Consider the following 17,085-nt stretch of genomic DNA (forward strand, 5'->3'; position numbering starts at 1 on the left):
TAATTTTTACCCAAACTATCAACAGACATCATCATAGTGTCAGCGATCGCTCTCATCCAAAAGCCTCCTTAACTCCTGCTTTAAAGCCTCTACATCGGGCAGATAAAGCTGATATCTCGATACAAAAAGCTGATTAGAAATCCCCCCAGTCGCATACTCAACCAAAATCTCATCCTTATCTCTCGCCAACACAATTCCAATCGGCTGATTATCGTCTTCCATATTCTCTTCAGCACGAAAATAGTTTAGATACATATTCATCTGTCCTATATCTTCATGCCGCACTGCCCTTGTTTTCAAATCAATTAAGACAAAACATTTCAAAATACGATGATAAAACACTAAATCCACATAAAAATGCGTATTGTTTAACGTAATTCGGTACTGTTGCCCAATAAATGCAAATCCCTTTCCCAGTTCTAATAAAAACTTCTCTAACTGCACAATCAACCGATTTTCTAATTCACTCTCAAGGTAATTGCGGTCTGGTAAATCAAAAAACTCAAACACATAGGGATCTTTCACCACATCCCGCGCTGACTCGATAATCTGTCCTTCTTGAGCCAAAGCCAAAATCTCTGCTCGATCCTTACTCAGCGCCACCCGCTCAAACAAAGCCGAATCCTTCTGGCGCTTTAGTTCCCTCACACTCCAGCGATCGCGTATGCATTGCTGTTCATAAAACGATCTCGCTAAATCATCCGAAATCGCCAAAAGCTCCGTGTAATGCGACCAACTCAATTTGCCAGACAGTGTTTGGCAATTCTTATAGGACAAGTAAAATAGACGCATATACTGCAAATTAGAACGACTAAATCCTTTGCCATAAGCAGATTTCAAATCCCGCGATAATTGAGTTAACAACCTCGAACCATATTGTGCCCTCTCATTCCCCTTCTGCTCAAACTCCACAATGTACTGCCCAATTTGCCAATAAGTTTCTACCAAAAGTGTATTAACCTGCTCAAAGGCGCGTTGCTGCCCCTGTACCAAGCATTCACCAATGCGATCGATTAATTGCTGATAGGAATCGATTAAGTCACTCATAAATTAAATGTTTACTTTCTCAGCATTTTAGAAGGAATATTACTCGGCATCGATTCCGTCCCACATTTCAGAAACTGGTCTAGTTTGCCCTGCCTTAGCTTTGAGATGTAAGTAACTCTGCCATTTTTGCCTCCACTACTAGCCCAACTACTATACTACAATTTTTTGGGTCATACGAATGTAACACTCTCTCTGCAAATCGTCTTTACACTTCTCCAAGATCACCAGATTATGAGTCCAGCCAATTTCTGCAACCAATGGTTGCAGTTTTTCTTTCGTGCGGTAGATGAGATAAAAACTTCGCATATTCCAAATATTCCGCGCCCTTTTTGGATATTGCTATTCTTCATCCTGACCTTAGTTTCTAGCTGAATTTAGTTAAAAACTTCAAGAGCGACTGTGTTCGTGGTGTGAGCAAAGTTTTCCGATAGGCATCGGCGGCTTTTTTGATCGCATCGGCTTGAGTAGGATAGGAATGAATCACTCCAGATAGTGCATTTAGTCCCTGTTTAGAGGCGATCGCTAAAGTAATTTCGCTAATCATTTCCCCCGCATGACGTGCTACAATTGTTGCCCCAAGAATGCGATCGCTGCCGCGTTGATGCAAAATTTTGACAAAGCCTTCCGTTTCACCATCATAAATTGCGCGATCAACAGAACTGAAAGGAATCTTAATTTCGTCGGTTTCTAAGCCTTGAGCTTTGGCTGCCTTGGCACTTAAACCCACATGGGCAATTTCAGGATCGGTGTAGGTCACCCAAGGCATGACTAAATCACTGAGTTTACTTTTACCCAAACCAAAAGGAGAAAAGAGCGTGTTTTTAATCACAATCCGCGCCGCAGCATCCGCAGCATGGGTAAACTTCCAATTCATACAGATGTCCCCTGCGGCGAAAATCCGTGGGTTTGTAGTTTGGAGATAATCATTCACGATTACTCCTTTGCGCTGGTCATATTCCACACCTATAGTTTCTAGATTTAGTCCTTCAACATTTGGCGATCGCCCTGCACCGACAAGAATTTCATCGACTTCTATTTGGTGACTAATTCCATTTTGTTGATAATGGATGATTTTGCCATTGCTAGTTTTGGTGACTTGAGCGATCGCACAATCCAGAATCAAATTCACACCTTCACGCAGAAATACCTGTTGCACAATTTCCGCCGCATCTGCATCTTCGCGATCGAGTAAATGCGAATTTTTGTGCAGTAATGACACTTCGCAACCTAAACGCTGAAAAGCCTGAGCTAACTCACAACCAATTGCTCCGCCACCAATGACGGCTAATCTTTTGGGTCGCTCAATGAGTGAAAATACAGTTTCATTGGTTAAATATCCTGCTTCGGCAAGTCCCGCTATTTGTGGATCTGAGGCCCTTGCGCCTGTGGCAATTACCGCTTTTTTAAAGTTTAATTTGATGTTTGATTTGGTGTTATTAACAGCGATCGCATTTTGATCAATAAAACTTGCCGAACCGAGAAATACATCGACACCGAGATTCCGAAATCGCTCCGCCGAGTCGTGGTGACTAATGCCAGCACGGATTTTTCGCATCCTCTCCATTACAGCGGCAAAATCGATATCAATATTTTGGGGTGAATTAATGCCAAATCTCGCAGCATCAAGGATGTCGGCAACTACTCGCGATGAACGAATCACGCATTTAGAAGGAACACAACCAACATTCAGACAATCACCTCCCATGAGGTTCTTCTCAATTAGCGCCACCTTCAAGCCTAAACCTAACCCCGCCGCCCCTGCTGCCACAACTAATCCCGCCGTCCCAGCCCCAATTACTACCAGATCATACATCCCCGCAGGTTGAGGATTTACCCAATCTAAAGGATGCACATTCGCAATTAGATCACGGTTATATTCATCCACTGGCTGAATGAATTCTGCATAGCGATCGCTGGAATATTGTGAGGATTGAGTCATGACTTGATATTAAAGAGATAAAGATAAATAATTGTCGAGGTAACTGAGATCTTGTACCATTCTAAAAAGGGGTTGCGAAAAGACAAGAGATGTGAAAAAAGGAGTGTAGTACTAATTTAAATAACGATATGGAAACCATCGTTGCTATAGTACTTACGAAAAAATGCCCTGAAAGCCTAATTTTACTGTAGGGTCAATTCATGAATTGCCTCTACATCTCGTTTTTTGCGTAAGTACTAATATAACGTCAGTTCGACGCAAATGGAAAATGGTAAGAATAAGCGATTCTTATCATTTTCCATTTGCATTGTGCTTCGTACGACGCAAATGGCTATATCGAACTCACGTTAATATACAAGAAGGCAGATTAGGACACTTCAATCAATTATGGCTAGTAGCGATCGCTTTCTCCCAATTCAAGGCTATCAACTAGAGCAGCAAATTTATGCTGGTAGCAGAACAATTGTCTATCGAGGCATATGTATAGCTGATAGTCAGCCTGTCATGCTGAAAATATTGAGAAGCGATCGCCCCACACATCAAGATTTGCTACGGCTGCGAAATCATTACACAATCGCCAAGAATCTCAACTCCCAAGGCATAGTCAAACCTATTGACTTAGAAAACTGTGGCAATGGCTATGTATTGGTAATGCCTGATGAGGGATATATCGCTCTTTCAGATTACATTTCAGGTAATCCTCTTAATCTGACCGAAGTTTTAGCGATCGCGATCCAACTGGCAACAATTTTGGACGATCTCTACTGTCAGTGTGTGATCCACAAAGATCTTAACCCCAGCAATATTCTGATTGAACCGATTACGAAACAGATTAAGTTAACTGATTTTGGACTAGCGACATTACTGCCGCACCAGACGCAGATGCTAGTTAGTACAAATGTCTTAGAAGGTACACTCGCTTACATAGCTCCCTGTCAAACAGGACGGATAAATCGGGGGATCGACTATCGCTGTGACTTTTATGCTCTAGGCGTAACTTTGTTTGAGCTATTGACAGGAGAATTGCCATTTAAGTCAGACGATCCCTTGGAAATAGTGCATTGTCATCTTGCTAAGCCTGCACCATTTGTAAGCGAATTAAAACCAGAGATCCCAGAGGCGATCGCCCAAATTGTCTTTAAGCTAATGGCAAAAAATGCCGAGGATCGTTACCAGAGCGCATTGGGTTTAAAGCATGATCTAGAAGTCTGTCTGAATCAGCTTAACCAGACTGGAAGCATCACTGAGTTTGCTATTGGCACAAGGGATCTTTGCGATCGCTTCACAATCTCCGAAAAACTCTATGGACGCGAAGCAGAAGTTAAAACTTTATTGAGTGCTTTTGATCGAGTCTCTCAAGGTCATTCTGAACTAATGCTCGTGGCGGGATTATCAGGTATCGGCAAAACCGTCGTCATTAATGAAGTCCATAAACCAATAGTCCAGAAACATGGTTACTTCATCAAAGGTAAATTTGATCAATACAATCGCAATATCCCTTTCTCAGCTTTTGTCCAAGCTTTTCGCAACTTGATCGGACAACTGATGAGTGAGAGTGATGCTCAAATCAAGGTATGGAAAACCAAAATCCTTGACGCGGTGGGAGAGAACGGACAAGTCATCGTTGAGGTTATCCCAGAGCTAGAAGGAATTATTGGCAGTCAACCTAACGTAATTGAACTATCTGGAAATGCAGCCCAAAATCGATTCAACTTACTACTGCAAAAATTCATTCAAGTTTTCGCCACGCCCGAACATCCCCTTGTCATGTTTTTGGATGACCTGCAATGGGCTGATTTGTCTTCATTAAAATTAATGCAACTGTTAATGCAAGATGCAAGATATCTATTGATGTTGGGAGCCTATCGAGATAACGAAGTGTCGCCAGTTCATCCATTGATGATGACAATATCAGAAATGATCAAGACTGGCTTAACGGTGAACACAATTACCCTAAAAGCATTGAGCCAAGCCGACATACATCAATGGATTTCCGACACCTTGATTTGCGACTTGCCCAGCGCTTTACCTTTGACAGAATTGGTGTATCAAAAGACCGCAGGAAATCCCTTTTTCTCGGTGCAGTTGCTTAAGGCTCTGTATGAAGAAAAGAGCATTACTTTTAATTGGGATTTGCATAATTGGCATTGCGATATCGCAAAAGCGAGATTGACTCATGCTGATGATGTGGTGGAGTTTATGGCAAGCCAATTACAGAAGTTGTCTTTAGAAACTCAGGATGTTCTCAAAGTGGCGGCTTGTATTGGCGCACAGTTTGATTTGCAGACCTTAGCGATCGCCTCGCAACAGTCTCCAGAAAGTGCAGCAATGGCACTATGGCAAGCATTAGAAGAAGGGTTTGTTATTCCTATGACGGAAGCCTATAAGTTCTTTACGCAGACTGATACGAATGCTATTGTGCCAACTGATGCGAATGCAACTTATAAATTCCTGCACGATCGCGTTCAACAAGCTGCCTATTCTTTGATCCCTGAAGCACAAAAGAAGTTCACTCACTTAACGATTGGTCAACTGCTACTGAGAAATGCTTTAGCAGAAGAAATACAAGATCGAATTTTTGTCATTATCAGCCATTTGAATATTGGTTGCAGTCTCATGCCCCAAGGCGCAGAGAGAGAACAACTGTTTCAATTGAATTTAATAGCGGCTCAAAAGGCTAAAACATCAACTGCTTATGATGCTGCAATTCAGTATTTAGGAATCTGCATCGAACTTTTGTCAGAAGATAGCTGGAACACTAGACCAGAATTAACTAGAACGATCTATGAGTTGTCCGCAGAAGTTGCTTATTTGAGTACTAATTACGAGCAAATGGAGCAATATGTTGCGATCGTACTTTCTCAGACTCAAAATCTAATCGATAGAATGCGAGTGTACGAATTCAAAATATTGGGGATAAAAGCGCAGGGTAAATTATGGGACTCGCTCAATCTTGGATTGCAATTACTTGCTTTATTAGGAGTATATTTTCCAGAGAAACCAACTCCTGCCTATATTCAACAAGTTGCAGAGAATACTAAAAGTTTATGGATGAATAGTGACATCTTGGGTTTGTTAGATTCCCCTCTGATGAATGATCCAGAGCAGCTAACTAAAATGCGAATCCTCACGCAAATGACACCCTCTGCTTTCCAATCAGATCCAATGTTGTTGTCATTATTGATTTTTAAGCAGATCGAGTTGTTAATTACCGTTGGTAATTGTGAGATTTCTCCCTTCTCTTATGCTGAGTATGGAATACTGCTTTGTGGAGTTATGGGTGATTTTAAAGCAGGATACCAGTTTGGAAAACTTGCCTTAAACGCTCTTGAGAGATTCCAGTTAAAGGGCGGTAAAAGTCGCACCTATTTTATTGTGCATAGTTTTATTAGTCATTGGACTGAACCACTTTGGATATCGCTACCCTATTGCAGAGAAGCTTATCTAATAGGACTAGAAACAGGGGATTTAGAGAGTAGTGCGTTAAATGCTGCACTCTATTGTTCCTCGGCATACTACGCAGGACAAGAATTATCATCCCTCGTTGTAGAGATGAAAACCTATTTTCAGTCAATCTCGCAGCTTAAACAACGAACGACACTGGGCTTCCATGCTATCTATTATCAAACTGTGCTGAACTTGCTCGGACAGTCTGCTCGCCCCTATCAGTTAGAAGGTGAAGTTTTTGCTGAAGTGTATGAACTGCCACTGCTTCGAGAGGCTAATAACTATGCAGCCCTTTGCTACTTATATAGCAATAAAATGATTCTCTGCTATTTATTTGGTGAATATCATTTAGCCGCAGAGTATATCGTGATATTGGAGTCCTATGCAGGCAGTATGGTTGGGACAATTGTTGTTACGATTAATTGCTTCTATAGTTCTCTGACTTTTTTACAGTTATATCCCTCATTGAATGAGATAGAGCGTACTCGATGTCTTGAAAGAATCGAAACCAATCAAGAGAAACTGAAGCTATGGGCAGAAAATTCTCCGAAGAATCATTTACACAAGTTTCACTTAGTAGAAGCAGAACGACAACATATATTAGGGAATAAACTAGAAGCAATCGAACTTTACGATCGCGCGATCGCAGGTGCAAAGGAAAACAGTTATATCCAAGAAGAAGCGCTTGCCAACGAACTCGCCGCGAAGTTTTATCTGGATTGGGGTAAAGAAAAAATCGCTCAAGTCTATATGACTGAAGCCTATTATGGCTATGTGCGCTGGGGGGCAGCCGCTAAAATCACCGACCTCGAAAACCGCTATCCCCAACTACTTGCGCCTACTCTTCGAGACTCCTTTGGCTCTTTCCAAAAAAAATCTACTCACTCCTCTAGTAGAACCTCTGAAACAATCGATTTAACGACTCTGCTAAAAGCATCGCAAGCAATTTCTGAAGAGATAGAGCTTTCAAAGCTCTTAGAGGCGCTCCTAAATATTGCCAATATTAATTCTGGAGCTGATAAATGCGTCTTACTGTTGCATTCAGAACCAGAGTTGCAAATTGTCGCGCTCGTAGAATCTGGACAACCTTCGCAAATCTTCTCCTCTCCCATATCCATAGAACACAGTGAAGATATGGCGATTGGTATCGTCAATCAGGTCAAGCGTAGTTTAGAACCCTTAGTTTTGAATGATGCACGACAAGATGCAATGTTTGGAAGCGATCGCTACATCCTCAAATATCGACCTAAAAGCGTTCTATGTATGCCCATACTGAAACAAGGCAAATTAATTGGGATTTTATATCTAGAAAACAGCTTGACCATAGGAGCATTTACTAGCGATCGCCTTGAAGTCTTAAACCTAATTTGTTCTCAAGCTGCGATTTCCTTAGAAAATGCCCAACTCTATCAAACACTGTGTGAGAGTGAAAATAAATTTAGAAGGCTAGTGGAAGGAGCCAATGACATGATCTGGGCTGCAAATTCCGACGGCATATTTACTTATCTCTCTCCCCAATTTCAGACCATGTTTGGGTTTCCCGTTGATGAATGGGTTGGACAATCCTTGGCAAAATTGATTCATCCTGACGACTTAGAAGAGGCTATTGCGCCTGCTAGATTGGCTCTAGAGCAAGGAGAGAAGCATCAAAACATAGAATTTCGTCACCTATGCCAAGATGGTAGTTATCTATGGGTAACACTAAATATGACCCCCATCTTTGATGTCAATGGAAGTGCGATCGGGTTACAAGGGATTTTGCGTGATATCAGCGATCGCAAAAATCTAGAAAAAGAACAAACTCGTTTGTTAAAAATTCTAGAAGCGTCTTCAGACTATATTGGTACTGCTAGTCCAGATGGTGAAATTACTTGGACAAATCAAAGATTACGCCAACTTCTAAATATTGAGCAAAGCGCATCACTGGCAGGTCATCAGATACAGGATTTTCATTCTCAATGGGCTTTAGATCTACTCTACCAAAAAGCAATCCCTCAAGCAGTTCAACAAGGTTATTGGACTGGAGAAACAGCAATATTGACTCCAGAAGGACAAGAGATTCCTGTATCGCAAGTCTTGATGGCGCATAAAGCCCCAACAGGCGAACTGGAATACCTCTCAACGATTATGCGTGATATCAGCGATCGCAAAAAAGCTGAGGAAGATGTGCGAGATAGCGAAGAACGCCTGCGTCTAGCACTAATGGCGGCGAATCAAGGACTATACGATCTCAATCTGCAAACTGGCGAAGCGATCGTCAGCACTGAATATGCCACCATGCTAGGGTACGATCCAGCCGAATTTCATGAAACAAATGCCAAGTGGATCGAGCGGCTGCACCCAGAAGATCTAGAGCGAGTTGCAGGTACTTATCTAGCCTATGTGAATGGAGAAATTGCTAATTACATCGTAGAATTTCGACAACGCACCAAAAACGGTGACTGGAAATGGGTTCTCTCCCTAGGCAAGATTGTTGAATGGGATGAGTCAAATCAACCCTTACGGATGTTGGGAACTCACACAGATATCAGCGATCGCAAAGCTGCGGAAGCCCAACTCCAACAACAAGCCAAACAACTTGAAGAATATACCCAGACGCTAGAACAGAAGGTAGAAGAGCGTACCCAAGAGCTTTCGCAAGCTCTATCCAATCTCCAGTCCACCCAAGCAGGACTAATTCAATCTGAAAAGATGGCAGCCTTGGGACAAATCACTGCCAGCGTCGCCCACGAGATCAATACCCCTCTAGGCGTAATTCGTGCAGCTACAGGCAATATCAACGCGGCAAGCAATTTCTCTCTTCAGCAACTGCCCCAAATTATGCAAAGCTTAACTTCTCAACAGCAAGCAGAATTTAACGCTCTAGTGAATGTCGCAATTCAGAAACCGCAATCCCTATCTACTAAAGAAGAACGACAACTGCGACGACAACTGCAAAGCGAACTAGACAGCCAAGGTATTGCTGATGCTAGTGGCATCGCCAATCAACTTAGTCAGATGCAATTAGATTCCGATCTACATCTTTATCAATCTATTCTGCAAGCTCCGAACTGTTACGAAATTTTACAGGTGGCTTACAAACTGTTTTTACAACATCAGAGTATTCGCAGCATTCAACAAGAAGTAGACCGCGCCGCCAAAATTGTTTTTGCGCTCAAAACATACAGCCATCGCAGTAGTGACGCTGGAGAGAAAAGCCTGATTCAAATTAGTGATGGTATCGAAATCGCCTTAACGCTCTACCAAAGCCGATTGAAGCAAGGAATAGAGGTAATTCGCAAATATGAGCCAGTCCCCGAGCTTCTCTGCAATCCAGATGAACTTACACAGGTTTGGGTTAATTTAATTGACAATGCCATCTATGCTATTGGTAAAGCTGGTACTTTAGAAATAGCGATCGCGCCGCAAGCAGGACAAGTAATCGTTGAAATTACTAATTCAGGTGCGGCAATTCCTGACGAAATAATACCGAGACTATTTGAGCCATTTTTTACAACCAAACCTAGAGGCGAAGGCAGTGGACTGGGCTTAGATATTGTGCGTCAAATCGTACAGAAACATGATGGAGAGATTCAAGTAAGTAGTCAATCGGGACGAACGACTTTTAGCCTTTGCTTTCCATTGCCTAGCGATCTCAAGGACAGGAAGGAAGAACTGCTGTGAATCCACAAAACATGAACTCTAGCGATCGCTTCCCTCGGATTGACGGCTACCTGTTGACTGAAGAACTTCATACTAGTGCTAAAACCTTAGTCTACCGAGGGATTCAGCTTAAAGATACTCTACCCGTGGTATTGAAACTAATGAGAAGCGATCGCCCCTCAATGCAAGATCTGCTTCACCTGCGTAACCACTACACAATTACCAAAAATCTCGATTTGGCTGGGATTGTCCCGCCCCTGAGTTTAGAATCCTATGGCAATGGCTTTGTCTTGGTGATGCCTGACGATCGCAGTACGGCTCTATCAGAATATATTGCCTTACATTCTTTGAACCTAGCGGACTGTTTAGCGATCGCCATTCAACTAGCCGAAATTCTGCACGATCTGCACCAGCAGCGTGTCATTCATAAAGACATCAAGCCCGCTAATATTCTGCTCCATCCTGAATCGAAACAAATTAAGCTGATCGACTTTAGCCTTGCCTCTCTACTGCCCAAAGAAACCGCAGAGATTGTCAGCCCCAACGTTTTAGAAGGGACATTAGCCTATATATCACCAGAGCAAACAGGACGGATGAATCGTGGAATCGACTACCGTACTGACTTCTACGCCTTGGGTGTGACCTTATTTGAACTATTTTCTGGGCAGTTACCATTCCCATCGGACGATCCCCTAGAACTGCTGCATTGCCATATAGCCAAGCCTGCGCCTTTAGTCTGCGAATTGAAACCAGAGATTCCTTTAGCGATCGCTCAAATCATCTTTAAGCTAATGGCAAAAAATGCTGAAGATCGCTATCAGAGTGCTTTAGGCTTGAGGTATGACCTTGAATTTTTGCTCAATCAATTTAATGCAACGGGAACTATTTCATCCTTGGAAATTGCGACAAGGGATCGAAGCGATCGCTTCACAATTCCTGAAAAACTATATGGACGAGAAGCAGAAGTATCAGCCTTGCTAGCTGCCTTTGAGTGCGTCAGTTCTAGTTCCAGTGCAGCCGAAATGATGCTTGTAGCGGGATTCTCAGGGGTGGGCAAAACTGCGGTGGTGAATGAAGTTCATAAGCCCATTGTCAAACAACGGGGCTATTTCATCAAAGGTAAATTCGATCAGTTCAATCGGAATATTCCCTTTTCAGGATTTGTGCAAGCTTTTCGCGATTTGATTGGACAATTGTTGCATGAAAGCGATCGCCAACTAGCCCATTGGAAAACCAAAATTCTTGAAGCCGTGGGTGAGAACGGTCAAGTGGCGATCAAGGTAATTCCTGAGCTAGAACTAATTATTGGACATCAACCTGCTGCTCTCGAATTGTCTGCTAGTGCCGCCCAGAACCGATTTAATAACCTGTTTCAGAAGTTTATTCAAGTTTTTACGACATCCCAACCACTAACCATCTTCCTAGACGATCTTCAATGGGCGGATTCGGCTTCTCTAAGCCTCTTGCAATTGTTGATGCAGGATGTCGGACATCTCTTGATTTTGGGAGCCTATCGAGATAACGAAGTATCTTTGGCACATCCATTTATGCTGACAGTTAATAGCTTGAAACAAGCAGGGATAAAGATTGAGACGATCGCCTTGCAACCCCTCAGTCAAGCCGATATCAATCAATTAGTGGCAGACACCTTAAGTTGCGATCGCGCCTATGCAAAGCCGCTAACCGACTTGGTATATCTCAAGACCCAAGGCAATCCTTTTTTTACCACCCAATTTCTGAAAAGCCTACATCAAGAAGGATTCATTCAGTTCCATGTAGTTGATGAAAGCAGCCAAGGTGGATGGCAATGCGATCTCAGTCAGATCAAGCTTCAAAGTTTAACTGATGATGTCGTAGCCTTTATGGCGCAACAGTTACAGAAGCTTCCTCAAAATACGCAAGCCATGCTAAAGCTAGCTGCCTGTATTGGGTCACAGTTCGATTTGCAGACCTTAGCAATTGTGTCTGAGCGATCGCCAATAGAGACTGCTGCTGCATTATGGAGAGCACTAGCCGAGGGTTTGATCGTTCCTCTCAATCAAATCTACAAATTCTTTCAAATGGATTCCGAAGTTGTTCAAGAAAATCCTTCTGGATTCCAAATTGATGATTCTAGTTCCTGCTCTTATCGATTCCTGCACGATCGCGTCCAGCAAGCAGCCTATTCTCTGATCCCAGACTCTCAAAAAGAAGTCGTCCACCTAAATATCGGTCGATTGCTTTTGGCGCGTACACCCCATAGCGATCGCGAGTTGCCACAATTCCAGATTGTGAATCAACTTAATCGGGGCATATCTCTGATTAGTGACTCAGGAGAGCGTGAAGAACTGGCTTATCTTAACTGGCGGGCTGGGGCAAAAGCAAGGAGCGCCACCGCTTACGAAGCGGCGATGAGTTATCTCGATGTGGGTTTACAACTTTTATCAGCGCAATCTTGGCAAAACCAGTATGCCCTCAGTCTCGGACTGCATCAACTCACCGTCGAAGTCGCCTATCTTGCCCATAAATATGATCGCATGGCAATGGTAATGGCGATCGGCTTGCAAAATGCTAGGAATCACCTAGATCGGGCGAAATTTTACGAAATTCAGATTTTGGCGTTAGTAGCCCAAAATCAAGTAAGGGCGGCGGTGGATTATGCCCGTAAGATTCTATCCATTTTTGGTGTGCGCTTTCCCAAAAATCTATCCAAACTGCGAACGATTCTAGGATTCTTGGCGACGCTCTATCGCATGGCTGGTAAATCGCCACAGGATTTGCTCAAATTGCCTGCCATGTCCGATCCCTATAAATTAACAGCCTGTAACCTGCTAAATGCGATGGGTGCAGCTTCCGCAAGTGGAATGCCAGAGATTCTGCCATTTATGACATTTATTGGACTCTTTCTCTATCTGCGTTATGGCAATATCCCAAAATCTTCGATGGCTTATACGATTTATGGTTATTTGCTCTGTGAGCGTCTGGGACGCATCGATCAAGGCTATGCCATTGGTAAAGCCGCGATCGCCCTATGCCACCAGACCTCCTCAAGAGCAGCTTTAGCTCCGACCCTATTTCTGTGGCAGAGGTTTATTGCCTATCGTAAGGAACCCCTTCGCGACTTATCGCCAATATTATTGGAAGCCTATCAAGTGAGTTTGGAAGTTGGGGATATTGAATATGCCGCCTATAGTCTCTGTGTCTATTTTACCCAAGCCTATTGGACGGGGCAGAATCTCATGGATTTGCAAAGGGATGCGATCGCTAGTCGTGCAGATTTGCAAAAGCTCAAGCAACGCGCCATGACCGATGTATTCGCGCTCAACTGTCAGGGCTTAGAAAATCTCATCACCGAAACTGAGGATGTTTGCCAACTCGTTGGTCAGTTCTTTGATGAAACTGCGATCGCCTCAAAAGATCGCCAGCTACAGGTGCAAAACAGTTTTCGCAAACTCCATCTAGCCTTCTTGTTCGATCAACCTAGGCTAGCACTGGAACAGATCGCCATAATTGAGGCGCGACTAGAATCAATTGATGGAACGTTTATCAAAACGCTGCTCTATTTTTATGATGCTTTGGTCAGGTTAGCACTTTATCCTAATCTAGGGAAAGCCGAACAGAGAGAAGCTCTTACTAAAGTCAAGACCGATATCAAACTTCTGGCAAAGCTGGCAAAATCGGCTCCCATGAATTATCAACACAAGCTGCTTTTAGTGGAAGCGGAAAATCTGCGCGTTTTGGGTAAGCCCAACCAAGCGGGAGAACTTTACGATCGCGCGATCGCTGGTGCTAAAGAGAACGACTACACCCAAGAAGAAGCACTTGCGAACGAACTTGCCGCCAAGTTTTACCTCGATCTTGGTAGAGACAAAATCGCTCAAGTCTATATGGTTGAAGCTTATTATTGCTACATCCGATGGGGCGCAACTGCTAAGGTTAACGATTTAGCGACTCGATATCCAAAATTACTGGCTTCTATTCGGCAAAATGCTCCTGTCCCTGACTTTTTGGCAAAGTCTTCTAGCCATACCACCAGTGGAGTTTTAGCTACACTCGATTTAGCCACAATCCTTAATGCTTCTCAATCGATTTCTAGTGAAATAGAACTTGATAAGCTTTTGGGGAAGCTTCTTAATATTGCGATCGTCAATGCGGGCGCAGAAAAGTGTGTCTTACTGCTACAAGTCGAAGAGGAGTTACAGATCGCCGCTCTCGGCACATCTGGACAGCAGCCGCAAATCCTATCCACACCGATATCTCTAGAACTAAGTCAAGATGTGGCAAGGAGTTTGGTAAATTGGGTTAAACGCAGTTTAGAGCCTCTAGTCTTAGCCGATGCGAGGGAAAACAAGCAGTTTGCGAGCGATCGCTACATCATCCAACACCAACCCAAAAGCATTCTATGCACGCCCATTTTGAAGCAGGGAAAGTTGCTAGGCGTTTTATATTTAGAGAATAATTTAACTGTAGGTGCATTCACTAGCGATCGGCTTGAAGTATTAAACCTTATTTGTTCTCAAGCTACGATTTCCATAGAAAATGCCCAACTTTACCAAACTCTAGAGCAGAAAGTGGAAGAACGCACTCAGGAACTCTCTCAGACTTTAGCTGACCTTCAAACTGCCCAAGCCGAATTAATCCAATCGGAAAAAATGGCAGCCCTAGGACAACTCACCGCTAGTATAGCCCATGAAATTAATACACCATTAGGAGTAATCCGCGCCGCAGCTAGTAGTATTATCTCAGCCTTTCAGAGTTCTCTCCAAAAGTTTCCAGAGTTGATCCAAAGCCTTTCACCCCAACAGCAAGCAGTATTTCTCAAATTAGTAAATACATCCCTCCAAAATCAGCAGACACTCTCAACTAAAGAGGAACGCAAACTTCGCCGACAGATTGAAGCGTTTTTAGAATCTCAAGGGATTGTCAATTCTGAGAACATAGCCATGCAGCTTACCCTAATGCAGACAGGAGATGACTTGCCAGTTTATGAATCAATCATGCAAGTAGACAACAGCGCTGAAATCTTGGAGGTAGCGTACAACATGGTATTGCAATATCAATTTACCAACAACATTCAACAGGAAGTCGATCGCGCTGCCAAAATCGTCTTCGCGCTCAAAACCTACAGTCATCGCAGTGAATCTGGTGAGAAGAGTCTGACTCAAATTAGCGATGGCATTGAGATCGCCCTGACGCTCTACCAAAGCCGCCTGAAACAAGGGATAGAGGTGATTCGCAAATATGAGCCAGTCCCCGATATCATCTGTGACCCAGATGCGCTTACACAGGTTTGGGTTAATTTAATTGACAATGCCATCTATGCGATCGGCAAAGCGGGTACTTTAGAAATAGCGATCGCAACCCAAGCAGGACAAGTAATGGTTGAAATCACTAATTCAGGTACAAAAATTCCCGATGAGATAATGCCACGACTGTTTGAGCCATTTTTCACAACCAAGCCGAGAGGTGAAGGCAGTGGATTGGGCTTGGATATAGTGCGCCAAATTGTGCAGAAACATGATGGAGAGATTCAAGTGCAAAGCCAATCTGGACGAACTACCTTTGCAGTAATGATACCTTTGTCAAGGTCAATGGGAGTCGCTGATGTTAAATAGACGACGTTTTAACCAGATTTCCCTAGGGGCTTTGGGCTTAGGAATGGCAAGCTGTAACCAGTCAAAACATCTGACTAATACCAGTATTGGACAGCCATTGAGCAATGCTGATCTGTTGATTTGGTGGGAACAGGGCTTTCTACCAGAGGAAAATGAACAAATTAATCAACTCATTCGCAGATGGGAACAAACATCGGGAAAAGTTGTTGATTTGAAATTACTGCCCATTCCGCTTATCGATCAACAGTTAACAAATTTTATAAGTCAATCGGAATCTAACCAAATTCCTGATATTGTTTACTCCGTGGGCGTAGATGCTAGTCTCGCACCCAAATTTGCTTGGCATGATCAATTAGTCGATCTTACGGATGTGATCGCTCCCATTCAAAAGAAATATACAAGTATTGCCCTCTCCCATGTTTTCTATCACAATCAAGTTCGTAAAGAACGCAGCTACTACGCGCTCCCATTGTGGCAATCCGATGATTACCTTCACTATTGGGAAAGTATGATTGAGGAGATTGGCTTGTCCCAACAGGATATTCCGCGAGAATGGAATCAGTTTTGGCAATTTTGGCGGATGTCTCAAAAGGAATTGCGATCCAAGGGGAGATCGCAGATTTATGGGGTCGGATTATGTATGTCGGCGATCGGGTTTGATACCTATACATCCCTGAAGATGTTTATGGATGCTCACAACGTTAATGTGGTTAGTGAGTCGGGAGAATTTCTCTTAAGAAAGCCAGAAAATCGTCAGCAATTTATAACCGCGCTGCAAGAATTTACCAGCTTTTATTTGCAGGGATATACGCCACCTCAATCAGCGCGATGGACAGGAGCAGGAAATAATAACAGCTTCCTAAATAGTGAAATCTTAATGACTCAGAATCTGACGATGTCTATTCCCCTTACCCAAAAGTTAAGGCATCCTCAATACGATCGCGATGCGATCGCTAGATATCGTCAGATTGTGACGCTCGATCGCCCCCTAAAAGTGGATGGTGATGAATTGCTAACGCGCAAGGGAACGAAGCAAGCGATCGTACCTAAAAATAGTAAGAATCCACAGCTAGCCAAAGAGTTTTTGAGTTATCTAGTGCGTCCAGATAACTTAATGTCTTTACTCAAAAGCTTTAAGGGACGGGTTTTCCCCGTGATGCCTGAGCTATTTACAGATCCTTTTTGGAATGAGCCGAACGATCCCCATCTTGCATCAGCGTTGAATATATTTGCCCGTCCTAGCTATGTTCCTTATGAGGTGATGCATTCAGCCTTTAGTGAGGTGCAAAATCAACAGCTTTGGGCAAAAACAGTTCTCAAGGTGGTGCAAGACAAAGCCTCGGTGGTGGAATCGGCAGATTGGGCAATCACCAAAATTCAAGATATCTTGCAGTTAGCGGAGAAAAAAGTTTGAAT

General features: G+C 43.2%; 6 protein-coding genes. 3 read left to right on the forward strand and 3 right to left on the reverse strand.

Annotated elements, in window-relative coordinates; translation table 11 throughout:
- Window positions 1-39: 39 nt before the first annotated feature.
- The 3 genes from H6G05_RS18680 to H6G05_RS18690 all read right to left on the reverse strand — a co-directional run bounded on the left by H6G05_RS18680 (window position 40) and on the right by H6G05_RS18690 (window position 2,986).
- Window positions 40-1,047: a PDDEXK nuclease domain-containing protein gene (locus H6G05_RS18680; protein ID WP_190580258.1), complete on the reverse strand. Its 1,008-nt coding sequence runs from the start codon at window positions 1,045-1,047 to the stop codon at window positions 40-42.
- Window positions 1,048-1,197: 150 nt separating this feature from the next.
- Window positions 1,198-1,362: a DUF1016 N-terminal domain-containing protein gene (locus H6G05_RS25885; RefSeq protein WP_322096397.1), complete on the reverse strand. Its 165-nt coding sequence runs from the start codon at window positions 1,360-1,362 to the stop codon at window positions 1,198-1,200.
- Between the two features lie 49 nt (window positions 1,363-1,411).
- Complete coding sequence (locus H6G05_RS18690) at window positions 1,412-2,986, reverse strand: mercuric reductase (protein WP_190580260.1); 1,575 nt, start codon at window positions 2,984-2,986, stop codon at window positions 1,412-1,414.
- Between the two features lie 387 nt (window positions 2,987-3,373).
- On the opposite strand from H6G05_RS18690, the gene H6G05_RS18695 reads away from it, so the two are divergent.
- The 3 genes from H6G05_RS18695 to H6G05_RS18705 are packed head-to-tail and all read left to right on the forward strand — an operon-like array spanning window position 3,374 to window position 17,083.
- Window positions 3,374-10,096, forward strand: coding sequence for a PAS domain S-box protein (locus H6G05_RS18695; RefSeq protein WP_190580262.1), 6,723 nt, complete (start codon window positions 3,374-3,376; stop codon window positions 10,094-10,096).
- Window positions 10,093-15,669 carry a trifunctional serine/threonine-protein kinase/ATP-binding protein/sensor histidine kinase gene (locus H6G05_RS18700; protein ID WP_190580264.1) on the forward strand — a complete coding sequence of 1,859 codons (5,577 nt, stop codon included), beginning with the start codon at window positions 10,093-10,095 and terminating at the stop codon, window positions 15,667-15,669. Before H6G05_RS18695 ends, H6G05_RS18700 begins: the two co-directional genes overlap by 4 nt.
- Window positions 15,659-17,083, forward strand: a complete 1,425-nt coding sequence (locus H6G05_RS18705) for an ABC transporter substrate-binding protein (protein ID WP_190580266.1) — start codon at window positions 15,659-15,661, stop codon at window positions 17,081-17,083. Before H6G05_RS18700 ends, H6G05_RS18705 begins: the two co-directional genes overlap by 11 nt.
- Window positions 17,084-17,085 lie beyond the last annotated feature (2 nt).

This window comes from Phormidium tenue FACHB-1050, assembly GCF_014696925.1.
In the GTDB taxonomy this organism is placed as follows: Bacteria; Cyanobacteriota; Cyanobacteriia; order Pseudanabaenales; family Pseudanabaenaceae; genus Pseudanabaena.

What these genes read in the sequence shown, in the direction of transcription:
- H6G05_RS18690 (WP_190580260.1), bottom strand. Translation starts at nt 2,986, where the DNA reads ATGACTCAATCCTCACAATATTCCAGCGATCGCTATGCAGAATTCATT.
- H6G05_RS18680 (WP_190580258.1), bottom strand. Translation starts at nt 1,047, where the DNA reads ATGAGTGACTTAATCGATTCCTATCAGCAATTAATCGATCGCATTGGT.
- H6G05_RS18695 (WP_190580262.1), top strand. Translation starts at nt 3,374, where the DNA reads ATGGCTAGTAGCGATCGCTTTCTCCCAATTCAAGGCTATCAACTAGAG.
- H6G05_RS18705 (WP_190580266.1), top strand. Translation starts at nt 15,659, where the DNA reads ATGTTAAATAGACGACGTTTTAACCAGATTTCCCTAGGGGCTTTGGGC.